The sequence below is a fragment of the Pseudomonas putida genome (assembly GCF_026625125.1).
In the GTDB taxonomy this organism is placed as follows: Bacteria; Pseudomonadota; Gammaproteobacteria; order Pseudomonadales; family Pseudomonadaceae; genus Aquipseudomonas; species Aquipseudomonas putida_X.
The window spans coordinates 5714804-5737617 of sequence record NZ_CP113097.1 but is presented as its reverse complement, the minus strand read 5'-3'; the positions used below and the strand labels follow the sequence as shown (position 1 = coordinate 5737617).

16 protein-coding genes, 2 tRNA genes and 2 rRNA genes are annotated in these 22814 nt (G+C 58.7%); 7 read left to right on the top strand and 13 right to left on the bottom strand.

The genetic code is table 11. The features are described from left to right. Window positions 1-11: 11 nt before the first annotated feature. The 3 genes from OSW16_RS26355 to OSW16_RS26345 all read right to left on the bottom strand — a co-directional run bounded on the left by OSW16_RS26355 (window position 12) and on the right by OSW16_RS26345 (window position 4050). On the bottom strand, window positions 12-1670 hold the full coding sequence (locus OSW16_RS26355; RefSeq protein ID WP_241806778.1) for a Na/Pi cotransporter family protein: 1659 nt from the start codon (window positions 1668-1670) through the stop codon (window positions 12-14). A 228-nt stretch (window positions 1671-1898) separates the two neighbouring features. Continuing rightward, window positions 1899-2669, bottom strand: a complete 771-nt coding sequence (locus OSW16_RS26350) for a TerC family protein (RefSeq protein WP_267819638.1) — start codon at window positions 2667-2669, stop codon at window positions 1899-1901. A gap of 73 nt (window positions 2670-2742) precedes the next feature. Then, complete coding sequence (locus OSW16_RS26345) at window positions 2743-4050, bottom strand: CitMHS family transporter (RefSeq protein ID WP_012316833.1); 1308 nt, start codon at window positions 4048-4050, stop codon at window positions 2743-2745. A 267-nt stretch (window positions 4051-4317) separates the two neighbouring features. Between OSW16_RS26345 and OSW16_RS26340 the strand changes: the two genes are divergently transcribed. Next, window positions 4318-4719, top strand: coding sequence for a GFA family protein (locus OSW16_RS26340; protein WP_267819635.1), 402 nt, complete (start codon window positions 4318-4320; stop codon window positions 4717-4719). A 104-nt stretch (window positions 4720-4823) separates the two neighbouring features. Here the strand turns inward: OSW16_RS26340 and OSW16_RS26335 are convergent, their stop codons facing one another. The 10 genes from OSW16_RS26335 to gcvA form a co-directional block, all read right to left on the bottom strand. Next, a complete protein-coding gene (locus OSW16_RS26335) occupies window positions 4824-6782 on the bottom strand; it encodes a DUF4105 domain-containing protein (RefSeq protein WP_267819634.1) in 1959 nt (652 codons plus the stop codon). Next, on the bottom strand, window positions 6779-7099 hold the full coding sequence (locus OSW16_RS26330; protein WP_225779918.1) for a DUF2388 domain-containing protein: 321 nt from the start codon (window positions 7097-7099) through the stop codon (window positions 6779-6781). The genes OSW16_RS26335 and OSW16_RS26330 overlap by 4 nt, the downstream gene beginning before the upstream one ends. Next, entirely contained in the window at window positions 7084-7428 is a 345-nt protein-coding gene (locus tag OSW16_RS26325; protein ID WP_267819630.1) for a DUF2388 domain-containing protein, read from the bottom strand. Before OSW16_RS26325 ends, OSW16_RS26330 begins: the two co-directional genes overlap by 16 nt. A gap of 83 nt (window positions 7429-7511) precedes the next feature. Next, window positions 7512-7829: a DUF2388 domain-containing protein gene (locus tag OSW16_RS26320; RefSeq protein WP_241806772.1), complete on the bottom strand. Its 318-nt coding sequence runs from the start codon at window positions 7827-7829 to the stop codon at window positions 7512-7514. Window positions 7830-8143: 314 nt separating this feature from the next. After that, window positions 8144-8359 (bottom strand): DUF1127 domain-containing protein, encoded by a 216-nt coding sequence (locus OSW16_RS26315; RefSeq protein ID WP_012316827.1) that lies wholly within the window; start codon window positions 8357-8359, stop codon window positions 8144-8146. Between the two features lie 374 nt (window positions 8360-8733). Next, window positions 8734-10227, bottom strand: a complete 1494-nt coding sequence (locus OSW16_RS26310; protein WP_039604671.1) for an acetyl-CoA hydrolase/transferase family protein — start codon at window positions 10225-10227, stop codon at window positions 8734-8736. Window positions 10228-10414: 187 nt separating this feature from the next. Further along, window positions 10415-11851, bottom strand: a complete 1437-nt coding sequence (locus tag OSW16_RS26305; protein WP_241806768.1) for an NAD(P)(+) transhydrogenase (Re/Si-specific) subunit beta — start codon at window positions 11849-11851, stop codon at window positions 10415-10417. Between the two features lie 2 nt (window positions 11852-11853). Beyond that, window positions 11854-12168 (bottom strand): NAD(P) transhydrogenase subunit alpha, encoded by a 315-nt coding sequence (locus OSW16_RS26300; protein ID WP_012316824.1) that lies wholly within the window; start codon window positions 12166-12168, stop codon window positions 11854-11856. 11 nt (window positions 12169-12179) lie between these two features. Then, window positions 12180-13301 (bottom strand): Re/Si-specific NAD(P)(+) transhydrogenase subunit alpha, encoded by a 1122-nt coding sequence (locus OSW16_RS26295; RefSeq protein WP_039604735.1) that lies wholly within the window; start codon window positions 13299-13301, stop codon window positions 12180-12182. 409 nt (window positions 13302-13710) lie between these two features. Continuing rightward, window positions 13711-14619: a transcriptional regulator GcvA gene (gene gcvA, locus OSW16_RS26290; RefSeq protein ID WP_267819624.1), complete on the bottom strand. Its 909-nt coding sequence runs from the start codon at window positions 14617-14619 to the stop codon at window positions 13711-13713. Between the two features lie 161 nt (window positions 14620-14780). Between gcvA and OSW16_RS26285 the strand changes: the two genes are divergently transcribed. From OSW16_RS26285 to OSW16_RS26260, 6 genes are all read left to right on the top strand, one after another. Continuing rightward, window positions 14781-15962: an acyl-CoA dehydrogenase gene (locus OSW16_RS26285; protein WP_267819622.1), complete on the top strand. Its 1182-nt coding sequence runs from the start codon at window positions 14781-14783 to the stop codon at window positions 15960-15962. A 14-nt stretch (window positions 15963-15976) separates the two neighbouring features. Further along, window positions 15977-17197, top strand: a complete 1221-nt coding sequence (locus OSW16_RS26280; RefSeq protein WP_267819620.1) for a CaiB/BaiF CoA transferase family protein — start codon at window positions 15977-15979, stop codon at window positions 17195-17197. A 568-nt stretch (window positions 17198-17765) separates the two neighbouring features. Next, window positions 17766-19302: ribosomal RNA gene (locus tag OSW16_RS26275) — 16S ribosomal RNA — on the top strand. Between the two features lie 86 nt (window positions 19303-19388). Further along, window positions 19389-19465 (top strand) — tRNA-Ile (locus OSW16_RS26270). 26 nt (window positions 19466-19491) lie between these two features. Further along, window positions 19492-19567, top strand: a tRNA-Ala gene (locus tag OSW16_RS26265). A 242-nt stretch (window positions 19568-19809) separates the two neighbouring features. Then, window positions 19810-22701: ribosomal RNA gene (locus OSW16_RS26260) — 23S ribosomal RNA — on the top strand. The 16S and 23S rRNA genes sit together here with 2 tRNA genes alongside, the layout of an rRNA operon. The last annotated feature ends 113 nt before the right edge of the window (window positions 22702-22814 follow it).

Here is a 22814-nt window from a genome sequence, read left to right as displayed (position 1 = left end):
GGTAGGCGAGATCAGGGTAGGCGGGCTTCGTCCGGCACGCTGTCGAGCAATAGCCCGCCAGTGTCCGAGCCACCCAGTACCACATAGGCACTGCTGCAGAACAAAGAGTTCAACCGCTTCATATCCGCGATCAGCTCCAAGTGTAGCGAACTGGTCTCGATACTTTGCACCACCTTGCGTTGCAAACGGCTGACATGGGCATGGGCCAGGCGCCTTTCCTGGGCACGGAAGCGGCGTTTTTCCCGCAACAGCAAGCGCGCGCTCTCTGGGTCTGCGCTGAGAAATACCGAAAGGCCCAAGCGCAGGTTGGTCAGCAATTGCTCTTGCAGGCCGGTGAGCTCCTGCAGGCCGACTTGGGAAAACTCCCGGCGTTGGCTGGTCTTCTGCTGTTGGACCTTGCGCAGCATGCGCTCGACCAGGTCACTGGCCAGCTTGAGGTTGATCGCCAGTTCGATGATTTCGGCCCAGCGCCTGTTGTCCTGATCGCTGAGGTCTTCCCGAGGCATTTGCGCCAGGTACAGTTTTATGGCGCTGTACAACGCTTCGGCGTCTTCGCCCAAGGCGCGGACCTGCTGTGGCAGGGCGGCCTGGGTGCCGCGCAGGGCGTTGAGCATGGCTTCGAGCAGGCTGTCGACGATATCGCCCAGGCGCAAGGTCTCGCGGGCAGCGTTGGCCAGGGCCAGGCTGGGCGTTGTGAGCGCCGAGGCGTCCAGATGGCGTGGGCGCACTTGGCCGTTACCGTTCTCGCGCTCTGGCAACAAGGCGTTGCACAGGCGCCCCATGGGCTTGACGGTGGGCAGCAGGATCAGACAACGCAGTGTGTTGTAGAGCAGGTGGAAGCCGATCACCAACTCCTGGGGGCTGAAGCTGAGCGAGTCCATCCACGCCACCAGTGGGTGCAGCACCGGTATGATCAGTACCAGCCCGATCAGCTTGTACAAAAGGCTGCCCAAGGCCACCCGCCGGCCCGCGGCGTTCTGCATGCTGGTGCTGAGAAACGCCAGCAGCCCGCTGCCGATGTTGGCACCGACCACCAGGCCGATGGCCACCGGCAGGCTGATCAGCTCAGCGCCGGCCAGGGTGGCGGTCAGCAGCACTGCCGCCAGGCTGGAGTACGACACCATGGCGAACACCGCGCCAACCAAAGCATCGAGCAGGATGTCCCCGGTCAGTGAGGCGAACAGTACCTTCACACCCTGAGCCTGGGTGATCGGGGTGGCCGCCTGAACGATCAGCTGCAGCGCCAGAATGATCAGGCCCAGGCCGATGCCTACCCGGCCCAGTTGGCCTGCACGCGTCTGCTTGCGCGACAGGAAAAAGATCACGCCCAGGAACACCAGCAGTGGTGAGAGCCAGGAAAGGTCCAGGGTAAGCACCCTGGCCATCAGTGCGGTGCCGACGTCTGCACCGAGCATGATGGCCAAGGCGGGGGTCATGGCCATCAAGCCCTGGCCGACGAATGACGTCACCAGCATGGCGGTGGCGTTGCTGCTTTGTACCACGGCCGTGACCAGGATGCCGGCGATGAACGCCAATGGCCGCCGGTCCATGTTCTGGCTCAGAACCCGGCGCAGGTTGGAGCCGAACACTCTCAGGATGCCGGTTCGGACGATGTGCGTGCCCCATACCAGCAACGCGACGGCGGAAAGCAGGTTGAGCAGGGTCAGCATGGTGTAGCCCCCCTCTTATCCGGGCTCCAAAGGCGGAGCCAATGGGTGAAGCGGTAAGCCTGGCCCGGGGGTGGGTGTTTTTATCCAGTGCTTACTCAAGCTTTAGTTGTTTTGCGGACCTGTCGCCAGCTTGGCATGCGCGGCCAGCATTTGAAACCTGCCTGTCATGAAATTCAAGGCATGAAAAAGGGCCCTGATGAGGACCCTCGACTATTGCGTTCGCGGTGCTTACTGACCGGGAATGTCCTTGCGCAATTTCACTGCGTCCTGCTCCTTGCCGCGCTTGCGCGCCATGGCGGTGCGCATGCGGATGTTGATGGCCTCCACCCCAAGGGAGAACGCCATGGCGAAGTAGACATAACCCTTGGGTACATGTACATCGAAAGATTCGGCGATCAGTACAGTACCCACAACGATCAGGAACGAAAGTGCGAGCATCTTCAGCGAAGGGTGCTTGTCGATGAAGTTGCTGATGGCACCGGCGCACAGCATCATCACCAGTACTGCAACGATGATTGCCGCGACCATCACGGGCACATGCGAAACCATGCCGACAGCGGTGATCACCGAGTCCAGGGAGAACACGATGTCGATGATGGCGATCTGAATGATCGTGAAGAGGAAGGTGCCGCCCTTGCCCTTGGGCTCCTCACCGCTTTCGTCCTCACCTTCCAGGCCGTGGTAGATCTCCTGGGAGCTTTTCCACAGCAGGAACAGGCCGCCACAGAACAGAATCAGGTCGCGGCCCGAGATGCCTTGGCCGAATACCACGAAAAGGTCGGCAGTCAGGCGCATGACCCAGGTGATCGATAGCAACAGCATAATGCGGGTGACCATGGCCAGGGCCAGGCCGAAGATTCGGGTGCGCGCCTGCATGTGCTTGGGCATGCGGCTGACCAGAATCGAGATCATGATGATGTTGTCGATACCGAGCACGATCTCAAGCGCAGTGAGGGTGAAAAAGGCAACCCAGATTTCCGGGCTGGTCAGCCATTCCATGTGTATTCCTTCGAACGATAGTGGCGAAGCGCCCTTGCACAGGGCACTTCGCGTTGCGGTGACAGGCGTTTATTTAAAGACTGCTGAACAGCGGAAAAATGCCCATCAGCAGTGCGGCGAGCATTATGCACATGCACACCAGTACTGCCCACTTGAGGGTGAAGCGCTGATGATCACCGAATTCGATGCCTGCCAGCGCCACCAGCAGGTAGGTCGAGGGTACCAGCGGGCTCAGCAGGTGTACCGGTTGACCGACGATCGACGCGCGGGCCATTTCCACCGGGCTGATGCCGTAGTGGCTGGCCGCTTCCGCCAGCACCGGCAGCACCCCGTAATAGAAGGCGTCATTGGACATGAAGAAGGTGAACGGCATGCTCACGATCGCGGTGATCACCGCCAGGTAAGGGCCCAGCGCCTCGGGAATGACCGCCAGCAAGCTTTTGGACATGGCCTCGACCATGCCGGTGCCCGACAGGATGCCGGTGAAGATACCTGCAGCGAAGATCAGCCCGGTTACGGCGAGCACGCTGCCAGCGTGGGCGGCGATACGGTCCTTCTGCTGCTGAAGGCAAGGGTAGTTGACGATCATGGCGATGCTGAAGGCGATCATGAACAGCACCGGCAGTGGCAGCAGGCCTGCGATCAGTGCAGCCATCAGCGCGGCGGTGAGGGCACCGTTGAACCACAGAAGCTTGGGCCGGCGTGCGTCGGGGAACTGCGACACGGTAATTTCGCTGTGATCGATGTCGTCGGTAGGCAGGTGCAGCTCACCCAGGCGGGCACGCTCACGCTTGCCGTACATGTAGGCGATGGCGAGGATCGCCAGCACGCCGAAGACCATGGCCGGGATCATCGGTACGAAAATGTCCGACGGGTCTACGTGCAGGGCACTGGCTGCGCGGGCAGTGGGGCCGCCCCATGGGGTCATGTTCATGACCCCACCGGCGAGTATGATCAAGCCGGCCATGATCCGCGGGCTCATGCCCAGGCGGCTATACAGGGGCAGCATGGCGGCGCAGCAGATCATGTAGGTGGTGGCGCCGTCACCGTCCAGCGAGACCACCAGGGCCAGGACAGCGGTGCCGACCGAGACTTTCAGCGGGTCGCCCTTGACCAGCTTGAGGATCTTGCGCACCGCCGGGTCGAACAGGCCGGAGTCGATCATCAGGGCGAAGTAAAGGATGGCGAACATCAGCATGACGCCTGTGGGCGCCAGCTTGCTGATGCCTTCGAGCATCATCGGGCCGATCTTGGCGGAAAAACCACCGAACAGGGCGAACAGGATCGGTACCAGGATCAGTGCGATCAAGGCCGACAGGCGCTTGGTCATGATCAGGTACATGAAGGTGATGACCATGGCAAAGCCGAGGAAGGTCAGCATGGCAATACTCCAGGCGTGGCGCGGCGAAAGGAAAGTCGATCGGGGCGAATCAGCGCGTCAAGCGCTGCACGGGGAGCAAGCGGAGGGGTACTGCGAAAGGGCGGGCACAGGAATACATCAGAATCACCATTGTTGTTGTTGATTGGGCCGGGCGCGGAATAGTCCGGGTGCCCTGGCTGACCGGTCTTGTGCCGGTAGTGGTGGCTATCCTATGGGTGCAAGCTTTCAGCCAGCTTTCGCCAGAAAAAGGGCGACGGGAGGTAGGAGATGTCTGATGTAACTGGAGGTGGCTGCCATTGCGGCGCCTTGCGCTATTGCTTGAAGGGTGAGTTGACCAATATCGCCCATTGCCATTGTTCGATCTGCCGGCGGGTCAGCGGGGGCCTGCTGGTGACCTGGCTCACCGTGCCGCGCTCCGGTTTCCAATGGGTGGCGGGCAGGCCGCAGTGCTATGTGGCACCGGCCAGTTGCAAGCGCTACTTCTGTGGTGATTGTGGTGCACATGTGGCATTGGTGACGTCGCATAGCCCGGGCAGCATCGATGTGACGGTAGCGACGCTGGACCACCCGGAACGGGTGCGGCCCACGCGGCACATCTGGACCGGGAGCCGGTTACCTTGGCTGCATGTGGATGAAGGTTTGCCTGAGGAGCAAGAGGAAAAACCCTAGCGTATGGACGCATTACTACCCTGTCGCCGGCAATTGGCCCTCATACATGACCCATGGTGCACGCTGGGGGAGCCGCCTTGCCGGCGATAGGGCCAGAAGGGCGATCAAGGTAGTTGCAGGCCGCCTGCTGCCTTGTGCAGCGCCCGCAGGTGTTCACCGATCTGCTTCACATTGGCCTCGACCGCTGCAATTTCCTTGGCCCGCGAAGGCTCCAGCAGAGCCCTGACTTCTCTGTCGAGGTCAGTGCTCAAACGCAGCAGCTGCGACTGCCGTTCACTACTGACTTTCTCCAGATGCTCGCGCTCATCCGGCTGCGGCAGCCCGTATCCCTGGGTATCCAGCAGTTCAGCCGGGCGGCTGAGGAAGCCACTGTTGGCGAGCATCTGTTTGAGTGTCTGGTCGGCCTTGTTGACACTGCCGTCTTTCAGCGCGGCCGCATTCAGATAGCGCTGTTTCACTTCATCCTGAGCCAGCAGCAGTTGGCGGCGCAGGCTGGCCTGTTCCAGCAGCAGCAAGGCGGCGCTGGTGCGCAGGTCGGCTTGCGAGAACCAGCCGCGGCGTTGTTCGGCGTCCTGGGCCAGCCAGTCCTCGACCTTGTCCTGCTTGACTGGCAGCTGTTTCTTCAGCACATCGAACATCGCCTGGTAGCGGTCGCGATAGGAGTCGAAACGGTAGCCCAGGCGCAAGGCTTCGCGCGGGTCGTCGAGCACGCTGGTATCGGCCAGTCCGCGACCTTTCAATACGGCGAGCAAACCGTTGGGCATGATGCTGTCGAGGTCGTTCAGGCGCGGGTTGGCGGTGCCGCTGCGCAACAGTTTCAAGGACTCTACCGCACAGTTGTTGGACAGGAACCAGTAGTTGCCGTCATAACTCCAGTGCATCTCTGCGGCCTGGCGTACCAGGTTTTCTACTTCGTCGCGGTTGAGCTTCAACGGTACCGACGCCAGGCTGCGCAGTTCGGTCTTGGTGTATTCGTCGATCACCTGGGCCAGCGGTAGCACGAACAGCCTTGACGGATAGGCTCCAACCAGGCCATCCCAGCTGGACAGTTGAACGTCGTTGACGAAGGCCCGGTAGGAGAGCACCAGGTGCTGGTCGAGGTCCAGGCGGCAGTCTGGCCCCCTTGGGCGGCCGGGTTTGCAGATCACCAGGCGCAACATGCTGTGGCCCCAGCGGCTTACCAGGTTCTGGTTGGCCTCGGCCAGGAGAAAGTCCACCTCGTAGACCCGCTCTGGGTCGATTTCGCCCAACGGCTGGCGGGCGAAGTCGCTGCCGGCGTTGAGGAATGGCAATCCCTTGGCGCATGTTGTCTGCTTGGGCGCCCAGCCGAAATGATCAGTCAGGTACTGATTGAGCGCTGGCCGACGGCAGCCATAGCTCGGGTCCAGGAGGAAGTACTCCATGTTGACCGCGATGTATTCCTTGGGGCTGCTCAGCTCATAGCTGTCGGGGCTGCGCAGGAACTGGCCATTGTGCTGTTCGCGCTCACCGCGGCGGCCGACGTATTGCGGCCAGCCGGCCAGGTCGAGCAGGCGCGGGTCATCGCTCAGGGTAAAGCGGCGCTCGGCCTGGCCGCGACACTGCTCGGGCAGGCCGACCTTACCCACGGTGCCTTGCTGGCGTTTGCAGCGGGCGATCAACGAGTGTTCAGCACTGGGCCAGAGTCGGGCTCGGTCGTATATGTGGGTAAGTTCGTGCAGGACTGTAGCCAGCAACTCCTCACGCACCGTGCCATGCGGACGGTTGGTGCGCTCTTTGGCGGCACTGCCGTCCGCCAGGCTGGGCAGCAGGCGCCGGTTGAGCTGCAGGGTCGAGACCAAGGAGGCCTGGCCGTAGGCGTCAGCTGGCATGTTGTCGTTCCAGCTGACTTCGACGCGCCGGTTGAGCTGTTGCTTGAAGCGGGGAGGGAGCTTGGCCAGAGCCTCATCAAGCAGAGTTTGGGTGGCTTGAGCCTGCTGTGGGGTCAAGCCGGCTGCCTGCAGCTCGAGCTGCAGGTCAGCCAGGGCGGGCGTGCCCAGCAGAGTCAGGGCGCAGCCGAGCAACCAGGCACGTACGCGGTTCACAGCGCCAGGATGGCTTCGGCCAGCACCTGGTCGCTGGCGTCGCGCGCTTCAGGCACGCGTTCGCGCAGTGTGTTGAAAGCGGCCTCAAGCTGGGCGCCACGAATATCACCGTTGCTGGCGACGAAGCTTGCGGCGTCGTCATGGGCTTCACGCACGACCTTGGAGTCGCGGATCGAGGTGGTGGTGTCAGAGGTGAAGTCGATCGAGCGGCCGAAGGCTCGCACGATGATGTTGCTGGTGGCCACCAGAGTTTGTGCCTGGGCCAGGTCGGCCAGCAGCAGCATGCCGAGGGTAGCGGCGATCAGCGGTTTACGCATGGAGCATCTCCGGAAATACAGGGAGTCAGATTTAGTGATTGGACGAGAATTGCTTCTGCCAGTTCACGGTCGCCGATAGATTGACGAATGTCGTCGTGTCGTAGCGACTTGAACGCTGCTTCCAGGCGTGCTCCGTGAATCAGGCCGTCGCTGGCGACGAAGGCTGCGGCATCATCGCGAGCCTGCCTGACCAGCTTGCGGTCGAATGGGGCAGTCGTGACCTGGCTGGTGACGTAGCCTGTGATGACCAGGCCTTGCGTGGTGGTGTCCATGGCATGGGCACTGCCCATGGTGACTACGCAGAACAGTAGCGGCAACAGATAACGCATTGGCTTTCTTACGACAGGAACAGGAACGTCGAAGGCTAGCCCACAAGTACCGGCCAGGGCCAGCGCTTGTGGGCTGTAGCAGGTCAGAGCGCCAGGATGGCCTGAGCCAACTGCGCATCGCTGGCCTGCAGGGCTGGCATGTTCGAGCGGATGTGCAGCAAAGCGCTTTCGAGCTTGGCGCCGCGAATGGCGCCCTGGCTACCCACGTAGCTGGCCGCGTCGTCGCGCGCGGCCTGCACGATCTTGTCATCGCGGAACGACGAAGACACATCGGAGGTGGCGTCGGTGGAGGCGGCAACCGCGCCAACAACTGCGTCAGTAGTGACAATGAAACTGGTGGCGTGGGCAGTGCCGGCCAGGCCGAGCAGCAGGGCTGCGCCAATCAGGTATTTACGGGTCATGGTCGTGCACTCCTGGGGAAGGTTCGGGTAGATCTGCTTGAGACGCTCACACGGGTCGTCCGTCACGGTGGCTTTGGGCATCTGGTTTTTATCAGACCGCCCAGTCAAGCGTATCACGCGCCGGAATGAATGGATGTTAATGAACGGCGCACAAGCAAACTGTTATGGTTGTTTTTTTTATCCGCAAAACTGTACTTGTTGCTGACGGCAGCGCCTCGGTTGAACCACCGGGCAAACTCATAAAAAAACCCGCTGCAGTTTCCTGCAACGGGTTTGGAAATTCGCGGTGCCGGCCGCAGCCGGCGAGCCGGGGCTTAGCGCCAGAACGGCTTGCTCAGCTCTTCGTAACGCTGCGACTCGCTGATACCGGCATCTGCCAGCAGGCGGGCATCCAGGCGAGCCAGTTGACGACGGCTGGCCATGCGGCGCTGCCACAGCAGCAGGGTAGAGAGCGCGCGCAGCGGCAGGGAAGCGTTGGTTTGCTGGGCGTTGTTTTCAAAAACGAGACCGGAACTGAGGGTACGTTCCATGATGTTTCATCCTTCCGCTTATGGCGGGACTAGGGAGTGGTTTAACTGATGCCAATGATCCTCCTTTGCTGTCCATAACAGTAGATACAGTTCTGCTGCATAACGATGGTTCAGTTAACTGTGTAACCCTACTGTTGCACTCGAAACAGGCGCAACTGTACTGGTCGGCACTGTTTTGGTGCTTTTTTGAGATTTGGATGGGTTTGCTCAGGCGGAGCGGAGAGGAATTACCGGTACAGTAGTACAGTTTTTTGGCTTGGTGAGTGCCTTGCTGAATCGACTAGGCGCGAAAGGGCTGCAGAGCAGCCCTCACAGTATCGCTGGGGATGGGAAACGCGTGGCGGCCAATGGCAGTGGCTGGCCGCTGCTACAGATCAGCTGGCGAGCATGCGCCCACTTTCTTCCAGATTTTCGTGCCAGCTCAGCGCTTCACGCAGGATATGCGGGGTATGGCCGCCGCGCAGGCAAGCCCGATCGAAATAGTCGTTCAACGCCGCACGGTAATCCGGGTGGACACAGTTATCGATGATCGCCCGTGCCCGCTCCCGCGGCGCGAGGCCCCTCAGGTCTGCCAGCCCCTGCTCAGTCACCAGGATGTCCACATCGTGTTCGGTGTGGTCGACATGGCTCACCATAGGTACAACGCTGGAGATCGCGCCGCCTTTCGCGATCGACTTGGTGACGAATACGGCCAGGTGCGCATTACGGGCGAAATCGCCGGAGCCACCGATACCGTTCATCATCCGGGTGCCACAGACGTGCGTGGAGTTGACGTTGCCGTAGATGTCGAACTCCAGCGCGGTGTTGATGCCGATGATGCCCAGGCGGCGCACGACCTCAGGGTGGTTGGAGATCTCCTGCGGGCGCAGGACCAGTTTGTCCTTGTAGCGCTCCAGGTTGCCGAATACGTCGGCATTGCGACGGCCCGACAGGGTGATGGAGCTGCCTGAGGCAAAACTCAGCTTGCCAGCGTCGATCAGGTCGAAGGTCGAGTCCTGAAGCACTTCGGAGTACATGGTCAGGTCTTCGAACGGCGACTCGATCAAGCCACACATCACCGCGTTGGCGATGCTGCCGATGCCGGCCTGCAGTGGGCCGAGCCTGTTGGTCATGCGGCCTGCATCCACTTCGTTCTTGAGGAAGTTGATCAGGTGGTCGGCGATGGCCTGGGTTTCGTCGTCCGGCGGCAGCACCGTGGACGGCGAATCTGGCTGGTCGCTGATGACGATGCCGACGATCTTGGCGGGGTCGATCGGGATCGCGGTGCTGCCGATGCGATCATCCACTTTCACCAGCGGGATCGGCGTGCGGGTCGGGCGATAGGTCGGGATATAAATGTCGTGCAGGCCTTCGAGGTTGGCGTTGTGCGACAGGTTGATCTCGACAATCACCTGCTTGGCGAAGATCGCGAAGCTCGCCGAGTTGCCCACCGAGGTGGTCGGCACGATGTGGCCCTGTTCGGTGATGGCCACCGCTTCGATTACCGCGATGTCCGGCAATTTGAGCTGCTGATTGCGCAGCTGCTCTACGGTTTCCGACAGGTGCTGGTCGATGAACATCACCTGACCGTCGTTGATGGCTTTGCGCAGGGTGCTGTCGACCTGGAACGGCATGCGGCGCGCCAGCACGCCGGCCTCGGTCAACTGCTTGTCCAGGTCATTGCCCAGGCTGGCGCCGGTCATCAGGCTGATTTTCAGAGGCGACAGCTTGGCGCGTTCGGCCAAGGCATGCGGTACGGCCTTGGCTTCGCCGGCGCGGGTGAAACCGCTCATGCCGACGGTCATGCCGTCCTCGATCAGGCCAGCGGCATCAGCCGCACTCATTACCTTGCTGTGCAGGGAGGACAAGCGGATACGATCACGGTACATGGATTGTTATCTCGGGCTACTGAAGCTACTGCCGGGCAGTCTAGAGATTTACCCCGGCGCCGTCCCACGACCATGGTCGTATGAGGCGCCCGGGAATAGAGCCATTGATCTGGATCAGCAAAATGCAAAAGCCCCGGGAGGGGACTCGCCGGGGCTTCTTCACGTTCCACGTGTTGGTGGAAGCGGGTTACTCGACGGCTTTGACCATATCCTCGATGACCTTCTTCGCGTCACCGAATACCATCATGGTCTTGTCCAGGTAGAACAGTTCGTTGTCCAGGCCGGCGTAGCCGCTGGCCATGGAGCGTTTGTTGACGATGACGGTCTTGGCTTTGTACGCCTCCAGGATCGGCATGCCCGCGATCGGCGACTTTGGATCGTTCTTCGCCGCCGGGTTGACCACGTCGTTGGCGCCAAGCACCAACACGACGTCGGCCTGGCCGAACTCGGCGTTGATGTCTTCCATCTCGAACACCTGGTCGTAAGGCACTTCGGCCTCGGCCAGCAGTACGTTCATGTGCCCGGGCATGCGCCCTGCCACTGGGTGGATGGCGTACTTCACGGTCACGCCGTTGTGGGTCAGCTTCTCGGTCAGTTCCTTGAGCGCGTGCTGGGCACGGGCTACCGCCAGGCCGTAGCCGGGTACGATGATCACCGTGTCGGCGTTACTCAGCAGGAAGGTCGCGTCATCCGCCGAGCCAGACTTCACTGGGCGTTGCTCTTTCGAGCCTTGCGCCGCGCCGGCATCGACATCTCCGCCGAAGCCGCCAAGGATGACGTTGAAGAACGAGCGATTCATCGCTTTGCACATGATGTACGAGAGGATCGCACCGCTGGAGCCCACCAGGGAGCCGGCGATGATCAGCATCGAGTTGTTCAGCGAGAAGCCGATACCGGCTGCCGCCCAACCCGAATAGCTGTTGAGCATCGACACCACCACCGGCATGTCTGCACCGCCGATCGGGATAATGATCAGCACACCCATGATGAAGGCCAGGACCAGCATCAGGGTGAAGGCGCTGTAGTGGCCGGTGAAGGTGAACAGCAGGCCCAGGGCAATCGTGGTCAGGCCCAGAATCAGGTTCAGCTTGTGCTGGCCGGCGAACTGTACCGGTGCGCCTTGGAAAAGGCGGAACTTGTACTTGCCCGACAGCTTGCCGAACGCGATCACGGAGCCTGAGAAGGTGATTGCACCGATTGCAGCGCCAAGGAACAGCTCCAGGCGGTTACCGGTGGGGATCGGGTCGCTGATGCTAGCGACAATGCCCATCGATTGCGGTTCGAGTACTGCCGCGATGGCGATGAACACCGCCGCCAGGCCGATCATGCTGTGCATGAAGGCGACCAGCTCCGGCATCTTGGTCATCTCCACGCGCTTGGCCATGATCGAACCGGCAGTCCCGCCGACCAGCAGGCCGACGATGACGTAACCGATACCGGCAGTTGCCAGCTCTGCGCCAAGCTTATAGATGAGGCCAACCGTGGTGAGGATCGCGATCCCCATGCCGATCATGCCGAACAGGTTGCCGCGCCGCGACGTGGTCGGGTGCGACAGGCCCTTGAGTGCCTGAATGAAACAGACCGAGGCGACGAGATAGAGGAGCGTTACCAGATTCATGCTCATGCTTACTTCTGCGCCTCGTTCTTGGTTTTCTTCTTGAACATCTCAAGCATGCGACGGGTGACCAGGAAGCCACCGAACACGTTGACTGCAGCCAGAGCCACCGCGAGGGTGCCCATCAGTTTGCCGGCCGGGGTCACGGTCAGCGCGGCAGCCAGCATGGCGCCGACGATGACGATGGCCGAGATGGCGTTGGTGACCGCCATCAGGGGCGTGTGCAGTGCCGGGGTCACGTTCCAGACCACGTGATAGCCGATGTAGATGGCCAGCACGAAGATGATCAGGTTGTAGATGCCGTGGGAAATCAGCATGTCTTCCATTGTCGTGCTCCTTAGCCGTTCTTGCGCACGACCTGGCCGTCGCGGCACATGAGGCACGCGGCGACGATGTCGTCTTCGAGGTTGATGACCAGCGCACCGTCCTTGTCGAACAGCAGCTTCATGAAATCCAGCAGGTTGCGTGCATACAGTGCCGAGGCATCTGCCGCCACCTGGGCCGGCAGGTTGGTCGGGCCGACGATGGTCACGCCGTTTTCCATCACGACCTGGTCGGCGACGGTCAGCGGGCAGTTGCCGCCTTGGGCGGCGGCCAGGTCGATGACCACCGAGCCTGGCTTCATCTGCGCCACGGTTTCGGCGCTGAGCAGCGTCGGAGCCTTGCGGCCAGGGATGAGCGCCGTAGTGATGACGATGTCGGCCTGTTTGGCCCGCTCATGCACGGCCTGGGCCTGACGCTGCATCCAGCTGGCCGGCATCGGCCGGGCATAGCCGCCGACGCCTTCTGCGCACTCGCGTTCCTCATCGGTCTCGTAGGGCACGTCGATGAACTTGGCGCCCAGCGACTCGATCTGCTCCTTGACCGCCGGGCGTACGTCGGACGCCTCGATGACTGCGCCCAGGCGCTTGGCGGTGGCAATGGCTTGCAGGCCGGCGACGCCAGCACCCAGGATCAGCACGCGCGCGGCTTTCACAGTACCGGCGGCGGTCATCAGCATGGGCATGAAGCGCGGGTAGTGATGGGCAGCCAGTAGCACGGCCTTGTAACCGGCGATGTTGGCCTGGGACGACAGCACGTCCAGGCTCTGGGCCCGCGATGTGCGCGGCGCGGCTTCCAGGGCGAAGGCAGTGATACCGCGCTCTGCCATCTTGCCGATCAGCTCGTTGTTGAAGGGGTTGAGCATGCCCACCAGAAGGCTGCCGCTGTTGATCAGGGCCAGCTCTTGGTCGTTGGGGCCGACCACCTTGAGAACCAGTTGGGCGCCGTAGGCATCGGCTGCGCTTCCCAGGGAAGCACCCACAGCCTCATAGGCACTGTCCGGAATGCTGGCATTGAGCCCTGCCCCCCGTTGGACGGTGACCTGATGGCCCTGGCCAATCAGTTTCTTGATGGTTTCCGGGGTCGCAGCGACCCTTGTCTCACCGGTCTGCGTCTCGAGAGGAACACCAATGTGCACGACTATTTCTCCTGCGGTGACCTTTTTGTCTTTATGAAGCCTGCGCACTTCGGGTGGTGCGCGGGTTTGGCTATTGGGCGCCAGCCCGCCGAATCCAGGGCGGGCGGAGCATTTTGCAGACGAACCCAAGGCCCTTCAACCGGTTCTGGAGCGAAACGAAGTTAAAACTACAAGTCACCCTGTGACCGTATGTCGCAACGAGTGGGCCGCAGCCCGTCAAGCATGGGCTATTGGCAGATTAGGGGATTTTTTGAATTTTTTTGCATTGATTTCGCGGATGGACTCGCGAAGGTCGTAAAACCCTCTGAAAGCCTCGTGTTTAACGGTTTTATTGAGGTTTTTCGATTCACCTGAACAGTTTGCTTATATGCGACAAAAACATACATCTGTAGGTGTTCAAAATAATTGACTACAAAGGTAGGGAAGGGGCGGTGTAGTGCTGTGCCTGCGCCAGGAGCCAATCACGGAATGCCCGCAGCGATGCCGACTCGGCCTTGCGTTCGGGAATCATCAGATAATAGGCCTTGTCGCTGGACAGGGCGTATCTGTTAGCGACCACCAGCCTGCCTTCCTCCAGCTCCCGCTGAATCAAGAATGGTGGTATCAGCGCGATGCCCATCTGGTGGATTGCAGCCTGGGCCAGCATGGAGAACAGTTCATAGCGCGGACCTGTCATATCGCCGGAAACGTTCATGCCCAAACCGTTGAACCACTGGCGCCAGGCGTAAGGCCGGGTGGTCTGCTGCAGCAGCGGTAGGTTGGCGATACGCGTCGCGTCGAGCATGCCGTGGCCGTCCAGCAAGGCCGGGCTGCACACAGGTACCGGGTTTTCGCCCATCAGGCGGTGGGCGTGCGTGCCTGACCAGTCGCCATCGCCAAAATAGATAGCGGCATCGAACGCCGTGTCGGCAAACAGGAATGGCCGTGTGCGGTTGGTCAGGTTGACGGTAACGTCCGGGTGTCGCTGCTGGAAGTCCTTGAGCCGAGGCAGCAGCCATTGGGTGCCGAAGGTCGGCACCACGGCCAGTTCGATCACGTTGGCACCTTGCTGGCGCATTACCGACAAGGTGTCGCGCTCTACTGCATCCAGCTGTGCGGCAACCTGGCGGCTATAGGACAGTCCCGCCTCGGTCAGCTTGACGCCGCGCCGCGAACGCCGGAACAGCTCTACGTTGAGAAACGCTTCAAGGCCCCCGATCTGGCGACAGACGGCGCCCTGCGTCAGCGCAAGCTCCTGAGCAGCCTTGGTAAAGCTCTCGTGGCGCGCTGCCGCTTCGAAACAGACCAATGCGGTGGTACTGGGGATCTTGCGGCGCATGTACGGCAACCTCACTCATAGTGTTTGCGATACTGGGTTTTTAGCGTTTCGGAGTGACAAATTATCACTAATGCGTGCGCAATCCTCGTTTGTCCTCGTTGTAGATCAGGCCTAGGATCAAAGGCACAAGAATCTGCTCCCCTATTTCGAGGATTTCGTTCATGGCCGGTAAAGCAAGCTTCAACTGGATCGACCCGCTGCTGCTGGACCAGCAGCTCACTGAAGAAGAGCGCATGGTTCGCGACAGCGCCTATCAGTTCGCCCAGGACAAGCTGGCACCGCGGGTGCTGGAGGCGTTCCGCCATGAGCAGACCGATCCCGCTATCTTTCGCGAAATGGGTGAGGTCGGACTGCTGGGCGCAACCATTCCCGAGCAATATGGCGGGAGTGGCCTTAACTACGTGTGCTACGGGCTGATTGCCCGGGAAGTGGAACGTATCGACTCCGGCTATCGCTCGATGATGAGTGTGCAGTCTTCACTGGTGATGGTGCCGATCAACGAATTCGGTACCGAGGCGCAAAAACAGAAGTACCTGCCCAAGCTCGCCAGCGGCGAGTGGATCGGTTGCTTTGGCTTGACCGAGCCTAACCATGGCTCCGACCCGGGCTCGATGATCACTCGTGCCAGGACAGTGGACGGTGGCTATCGCCTGAGCGGCAGCAAGATGTGGATCACCAACAGCCCGATCGCCGATGTGTTCGTGGTCTGGGCCAAGGATGACGCGGGGGATATCCGAGGCTTCGTTCTTGAAAAGGGTTGGCAGGGCCTCAGTGCGCCGGCAATCCACGGCAAGGTCGGCCTGCGCGCGTCGATCACCGGCGAAATCGTGATGGACAATGTGTTCGTGCCAGAGGAGAACATCTTCCCGGAAGTGCGTGGCCTCAAAGGCCCGTTCACCTGCTTGAACTCTGCCCGTTATGGTATTTCCTGGGGTGCTCTGGGGGCGGCTGAAGCCTGCTGGCACACCGCTCGCCAGTACACCCTGGACCGTCAGCAGTTCGGCCGCCCGTTGGCTGCCAACCAGCTTATCCAGAAGAAATTGGCCGACATGCAGACCGAAATCACCTTGGCCCTGCAAGGCTGCCTGCGTTTGGGGCGGATGAAGGACGAGGGCACCGCTGCGGTGGAAATCACTTCGATCATGAAGCGCAACTCGTGCGGCAAGTCGCTGGAGATTGCGCGTATGGCCCGTGACATGTTGGGTGGTAATGGTATTTCCGACGAGTTCGGTGTTGCGCGTCATCTGGTCAATCTTGAGGTGGTCAACACCTACGAGGGAACCCATGACGTACACGCGCTGATTCTGGGGCGCGCGCAAACCGGCATCCAGGCCTTCTATTGATAAGGAGCCGGGTCATGGGCGCGCTATCTCATCTGCGGGTGCTGGATCTCTCCCGTGTGCTGGCTGGGCCTTGGTCCGGTCAGATTCTGGCTGACCTGGGCGCCGATGTGATCAAGGTCGAGCGCCCAGGCTGTGGCGACGATACCCGCGCCTGGGGGCCGCCCTTCCTCAAGGATGCACAAGGCGAGAACACCAGCGAGGCGGCTTATTACTTGTCGGCCAACCGCAACAAGCGTTCGGTGACCATCGACTTTACGCAGCCGGAGGGGCAGCGCCTGGTGCGTGAGCTGGCTGCGAAGTCGGACATCGTCATTGAAAACTTCAAGGTTGGTGGGTTGGCCGCCTATGGGCTGGATTACACGAGCCTGAAGTCGGTGAATCCCAAGCTTATCTATTGCTCGATCACTGGCTTCGGTCAGACCGGGCCCTACGCGAAGCGCGCCGGCTATGACTTCATGATCCAGGGGCTGGGCGGGCTGATGAGCCTGACCGGGCGCCCGGATGGTGAGGAAGGTGCCGGGCCTGTGAAGGTGGGGGTAGCGCTTACCGATATTCTGACTGGGCTGTATTCGACCGTGGCCATACTGGCGGCCCTTGCCCATCGCGACCAGACCGGGGTTGGGCAGCACATCGATATGGCCTTGCTGGATGTGCAGGTAGCATGCCTGGCCAACCAGGCGATGAACTACCTCACTACCGGCAACGCGCCTCGCCGGCTGGGCAATGCACATCCTAATATTGTGCCTTATCAGGATTTCCCGACCGCAGATGGCGACTTCATTCTCACCGTGGGCAACGATGGCCAGTTCCGCAAGTTCGCCGAGGTGGCTGGTCAGCCTCAATGGGCTGATGACCCACGTTTCGCAACCAACAAGCTGCGCGTGGCCAATCGGTCGCAGCTGATTCCCTTGATTCGCCAGGCCACAGTGTTCAAGACAACGGCGGAGTGGGTGAGCCAGTTGGAGGCTGCGGGCGTACCCTGTGGGCCGATCAATGATCTGGCGCAGATGTTCCAGGATCCGCAGGTGCTTGCTCGCGGCCTGGCAGTGAGCATGCCGCATGCCTTGGCTGGGAGTGTGCCGCAGGTGGCCAGCCCTATCAGGTTATCGGAAACGCCTGTTGAGTATCGTCGTGCGCCGCCGTTGTTGGGTGAGCATACGGAGGCGGTTCTTGGGGATGTGCTGGGGTTGGATGGCGATGCGCTGGGGCGTTTGCGCAGTGCCGGTGTGGTCTGAGGCTATATATAGGTGATGAAAAGCGGGGAGGCCGACAGGCCTCCCCGCTTGGCTTTTCAGCGAGGGTGAAGTTTATTGGATTTAAGCCTTGACGCGTTCTCGAATCCCCTTATAATGCGCCCCACTTCCAGCGTAGTCGGAACGAGAAACTCCTTGAAATTCAATGAGTTGCTTAATCCAGGTAGTGCTGGAGGTGCTTCGGTCATCTGATCGATAGCGGTTGAAATGGTGGTTGACAGCGCTTTTAAACGCTGTATTATTCGCCTCCCGCTACGAGAGATCGAAGCGAGCCAAGTGTTTGAAGCTAAACGAGTTTCTCGCAAAAAACTTCAAAATAAACGCTTGACAGGCTCTGAGGAAAGCGTAGAATGCGCGCCTCGGTTGAGGCGAAAAGCTCTTAACCAAACGCTCTTTAACAAATCGAATCAAGCAATTCGTGTGGGTGCTTGTGAGTATGGACTGATAGTCAAAAAGATTATCAGCATCACAAGTGACCATGCGAGAAATCACATAGTCATTTGAGATTGCTGAGCCAAGTTTAGGGTTTCTTAAAAACCCAAGCAGTATTGAACTGAAGAGTTTGATCATGGCTCAGATTGAACGCTGGCGGCAGGCCTAACACATGCAAGTCGAGCGGATGACGGGAGCTTGCTCCTTGATTCAGCGGCGGACGGGTGAGTAATGCCTAGGAATCTGCCTGGTAGTGGGGGACAACGTTTCGAAAGGAACGCTAATACCGCATACGTCCTACGGGAGAAAGCAGGGGACCTTCGGGCCTTGCGCTATCAGATGAGCCTAGGTCGGATTAGCTAGTTGGTGGGGTAATGGCTCACCAAGGCGACGATCCGTAACTGGTCTGAGAGGATGATCAGTCACACTGGAACTGAGACACGGTCCAGACTCCTACGGGAGGCAGCAGTGGGGAATATTGGACAATGGGCGAAAGCCTGATCCAGCCATGCCGCGTGTGTGAAGAAGGTCTTCGGATTGTAAAGCACTTTAAGTTGGGAGGAAGGGCATTAACCTAATACGTTAGTGTTTTGACGTTACCGACAGAATAAGCACCGGCTAACTCTGTGCCAGCAGCCGCGGTAATACAGAGGGTGCAAGCGTTAATCGGAATTACTGGGCGTAAAGCGCGCGTAGGTGGTTTGTTAAGTTGGATGTGAAAGCCCCGGGCTCAACCTGGGAACTGCATCCAAAACTGGCAAGCTAGAGTACGGTAGAGGGTGGTGGAATTTCCTGTGTAGCGGTGAAATGCGTAGATATAGGAAGGAACACCAGTGGCGAAGGCGACCACCTGGACTGATACTGACACTGAGGTGCGAAAGCGTGGGGAGCAAACAGGATTAGATACCCTGGTAGTCCACGCCGTAAACGATGTCAACTAGCCGTTGGAATCCTTGAGATTTTAGTGGCGCAGCTAACGCATTAAGTTGACCGCCTGGGGAGTACGGCCGCAAGGTTAAAACTCAAATGAATTGACGGGGGCCCGCACAAGCGGTGGAGCATGTGGTTTAATTCGAAGCAACGCGAAGAACCTTACCAGGCCTTGACATGCAGAGAACTTTCCAGAGATGGATTGGTGCCTTCGGGAACTCTGACACAGGTGCTGCATGGCTGTCGTCAGCTCGTGTCGTGAGATGTTGGGTTAAGTCCCGTAACGAGCGCAACCCTTGTCCTTAGTTACCAGCACGTTATGGTGGGCACTCTAAGGAGACTGCCGGTGACAAACCGGAGGAAGGTGGGGATGACGTCAAGTCATCATGGCCCTTACGGCCTGGGCTACACACGTGCTACAATGGTCGGTACAGAGGGTTGCCAAGCCGCGAGGTGGAGCTAATCTCACAAAACCGATCGTAGTCCGGATCGCAGTCTGCAACTCGACTGCGTGAAGTCGGAATCGCTAGTAATCGCGAATCAGAATGTCGCGGTGAATACGTTCCCGGGCCTTGTACACACCGCCCGTCACACCATGGGAGTGGGTTGCACCAGAAGTAGCTAGTCTAACCTTCGGGAGGACGGTTACCACGGTGTGATTCATGACTGGGGTGAAGTCGTAACAAGGTAGCCGTAGGGGAACCTGCGGCTGGATCACCTCCTTAATCGACGACATCAGCCTGCTGATGAGCTCCCACACGAATTGCTTGATTCTTTGTATAAAGACGATGCTGTAACGCGACCCTGTTATAGGTCTGTAGCTCAGTTGGTTAGAGCGCACCCCTGATAAGGGTGAGGTCGGCAGTTCAAATCTGCCCAGACCTACCAATTACTTGGTGCGGCCTAGAAAATACGGGGCCATAGCTCAGCTGGGAGAGCGCCTGCCTTGCACGCAGGAGGTCAGCGGTTCGATCCCGCTTGGCTCCACCACTCTTTCAGGTTGTACAGCTTTCAGAACTTAGAAATGAACATTCGGTGATGAATGTTGATTTCTGACTTTTGTCAGATCGTTCTTTAAAAATTCGGATATGTGATAGAAATAGACTGAACACCAGTTTCACTGCTGGTGGATCAGGCTAAGGTAAAATTTGTGAGTTCTGCTCGAAAGAGCAACATGCGAATTTTCGGCGAATGTCGTCTTCACAGTATAACCAGATTGCTTGGGGTTATATGGTCAAGTGAAGAAGCGCATACGGTGGATGCCTTGGCAGTCAGAGGCGATGAAAGACGTGGTAGCCTGCGATAAGCTTTGGGGAGTCGGCAAACAGACTGTGATCCAGAGATCTCTGAATGGGGGAACCCACTCAGCACAAGCTGAGTATCTTGTACTGAATACATAGGTGCAAGAGGCGAACCAGGGGAACTGAAACATCTAAGTACCCTGAGGAAAAGAAATCAACCGAGATTCCCTTAGTAGTGGCGAGCGAACGGGGACCAGCCCTTAAGTTGATTTGAGATTAGTGGAACGCTCTGGAAAGTGCGGCCATAGTGGGTGATAGCCCCGTACACGAAAATCTCTTATCAATGAAATCGAGTAGGACGGAGCACGAGAAACTTTGTCTGAACATGGGGGGACCATCCTCCAAGGCTAAATACTACTGACTGACCGATAGTGAACCAGTACCGTGAGGGAAAGGCGAAAAGAACCCCGGAGAGGGGAGTGAAATAGAACCTGAAACCGTATGCGTACAAGCAGTGGGAGCCTACTTTGTTAGGTGACTGCGTACCTTTTGTATAATGGGTCAGCGACTTATATTCAGTGGCGAGCTTAACCGAATAGGGGAGGCGTAGCGAAAGCGAGTCTTAATAGGGCGTTTAGTCGCTGGGTATAGACCCGAAACCGGGCGATCTATCCATGGGCAGGTTGAAGGTTAGGTAACACTGACTGGAGGACCGAACCGACTACCGTTGAAAAGTTAGCGGATGACCTGTGGATCGGAGTGAAAGGCTAATCAAGCTCGGAGATAGCTGGTTCTCCTCGAAAGCTATTTAGGTAGCGCCTCATGTATCACTGTAGGGGGTAGAGCACTGTTTCGGCTAGGGGGTCATCCCGACTTACCAAACCGATGCAAACTCCGAATACCTACAAGTGCCGAGCATGGGAGACACACGGCGGGTGCTAACGTCCGTCGTGAAAAGGGAAACAACCCAGACCGTCAGCTAAGGTCCCAAAGTCATGGTTAAGTGGGAAACGATGTGGGAAGGCTTAGACAGCTAGGAGGTTGGCTTAGAAGCAGCCACCCTTTAAAGAAAGCGTAATAGCTCACTAGTCGAGTCGGCCTGCGCGGAAGATGTAACGGGGCTCAAACCATGCACCGAAGCTACGGGTATCACCTCTGGTGATGCGGTAGAGGAGCGTTCTGTAAGCCTGTGAAGGTGAGTTGAGAAGCTTGCTGGAGGTATCAGAAGTGCGAATGCTGACATGAGTAACGACAATGCGAGTGAAAAACTCGCACGCCGAAAGACCAAGGTTTCCTGCGCAACGTTAATCGACGCAGGGTTAGTCGGTCCCTAAGGCGAGGCTGAAAAGCGTAGTCGATGGAAAACAGGTTAATATTCCTGTACTTCCAGTTATTGCGATGGAGGGACGGAGAAGGCTAGGCCAGCTTGGCGTTGGTTGTCCAAGTTTAAGGTGGTAGGCCGAGATCTTAGGCAAATCCGGGATCTCAAGGCCGAGAGCTGATGACGAGTTGCCTTTAGGCGACGAAGTGGTTGATGCCATGCTTCCAAGAAAAGCTCCTAAGCTTCAGATAACTGGGAACCGTACCCCAAACCGACACAGGTGGTTAGGTAGAGAATACCAAGGCGCTTGAGAGAACTCGGGTGAAGGAACTAGGCAAAATGGCACCGTAACTTCGGGAGAAGGTGCGCCGGTGAGGGTGAAGGACTTGCTCCGTAAGCTCATGCCGGTCGAAGATACCAGGCCGCTGCGACTGTTTATTAAAAACACAGCACTCTGCAAACACGAAAGTGGACGTATAGGGTGTGACGCCTGCCCGGTGCCGGAAGGTTAATTGATGGGGTTAGCGCAAGCGAAGCTCTTGATCGAAGCCCCGGTAAACGGCGGCCGTAACTATAACGGTCCTAAGGTAGCGAAATTCCTTGTCGGGTAAGTTCCGACCTGCACGAATGGCGTAACGATGGCGGCGCTGTCTCCACCCGAGACTCAGTGAAATTGAAATCGCTGTGAAGATGCAGTGTATCCGCGGCTAGACGGAAAGACCCCGTGAACCTTTACTATAGCTTTGCACTGGACTTTGAATTTGCTTGTGTAGGATAGGTGGGAGGCTTTGAAGTGGGGACGCCAGTTCTCATGGAGCCATCCTTGAAATACCACCCTGGCAACTTTGAGGTTCTAACTCAGGTCCGTTATCCGGATCGAGGACAGTGTATGGTGGGTAGTTTGACTGGGGCGGTCTCCTCCCAAAGAGTAACGGAGGAGTACGAAGGTGCGCTCAGACCGGTCGGAAATCGGTCGTAGAGTATAAAGGCAAAAGCGCGCTTGACTGCGAGACAAACACGTCGAGCAGGTACGAAAGTAGGTCTTAGTGATCCGGTGGTTCTGTATGGAAGGGCCATCGCTCAACGGATAAAAGGTACTCCGGGGATAACAGGCTGATACCGCCCAAGAGTTCATATCGACGGCGGTGTTTGGCACCTCGATGTCGGCTCATCACATCCTGGGGCTGAAGCCGGTCCCAAGGGTATGGCTGTTCGCCATTTAAAGTGGTACGCGAGCTGGGTTTAGAACGTCGTGAGACAGTTCGGTCCCTATCTGCCGTGGACGTTTGAGATTTGAGAGGGGCTGCTCCTAGTACGAGAGGACCGGAGTGGACGAACCTCTGGTGTTCCGGTTGTCACGCCAGTGGCATTGCCGGGTAGCTATGTTCGGAAGAGATAACCGCTGAAAGCATCTAAGCGGGAAACTTGCCTCAAGATGAGATCTCACTGGGATCTTGAATCCCCTAAAGGGCCGTCGAAGACTACGACGTTGATAGGTTGGGTGTGTAAGCGCTGTGAGGCGTTGAGCTAACCAATACTAATTGCCCGTGAGGCTTGACCATATAACACCCAAGCAATTTGCTTCTGCAGATTGCGGTGGTGAAGATGATACGAACCGAAAGTTCGCAACGAACCACAAATATCGCATATCCGAATTCGCTGGGCTGTCCATCTG

Coding starts and splice junctions, on each gene's coding strand:
- OSW16_RS26355 (WP_241806778.1), bottom strand. CDS start 1,670: ATGCTGACCCTGCTCAACCTGCTTTCCGCCGTCGCGTTGCTGGTATGG.
- OSW16_RS26350 (WP_267819638.1), bottom strand. CDS start 2,669: ATGGAATGGCTGACCAGCCCGGAAATCTGGGTTGCCTTTTTCACCCTC.
- OSW16_RS26345 (WP_012316833.1), bottom strand. CDS start 4,050: ATGCTGACCTTCCTCGGCTTTGCCATGGTCATCACCTTCATGTACCTG.
- OSW16_RS26340 (WP_267819635.1), top strand. CDS start 4,318: ATGTCTGATGTAACTGGAGGTGGCTGCCATTGCGGCGCCTTGCGCTAT.
- OSW16_RS26330 (WP_225779918.1), bottom strand. CDS start 7,099: ATGCGTAAACCGCTGATCGCCGCTACCCTCGGCATGCTGCTGCTGGCC.
- OSW16_RS26325 (WP_267819630.1), bottom strand. CDS start 7,428: ATGCGTTATCTGTTGCCGCTACTGTTCTGCGTAGTCACCATGGGCAGT.
- OSW16_RS26320 (WP_241806772.1), bottom strand. CDS start 7,829: ATGACCCGTAAATACCTGATTGGCGCAGCCCTGCTGCTCGGCCTGGCC.
- OSW16_RS26315 (WP_012316827.1), bottom strand. CDS start 8,359: ATGGAACGTACCCTCAGTTCCGGTCTCGTTTTTGAAAACAACGCCCAG.
- OSW16_RS26310 (WP_039604671.1), bottom strand. CDS start 10,227: ATGTACCGTGATCGTATCCGCTTGTCCTCCCTGCACAGCAAGGTAATG.
- OSW16_RS26305 (WP_241806768.1), bottom strand. CDS start 11,851: ATGAGCATGAATCTGGTAACGCTCCTCTATCTCGTCGCCTCGGTCTGT.
- OSW16_RS26300 (WP_012316824.1), bottom strand. CDS start 12,168: ATGGAAGACATGCTGATTTCCCACGGCATCTACAACCTGATCATCTTC.
- gcvA (WP_267819624.1), bottom strand. CDS start 14,619: ATGCGCCGCAAGATCCCCAGTACCACCGCATTGGTCTGTTTCGAAGCG.
- OSW16_RS26285 (WP_267819622.1), top strand. CDS start 14,781: ATGGCCGGTAAAGCAAGCTTCAACTGGATCGACCCGCTGCTGCTGGAC.
- OSW16_RS26280 (WP_267819620.1), top strand. CDS start 15,977: ATGGGCGCGCTATCTCATCTGCGGGTGCTGGATCTCTCCCGTGTGCTG.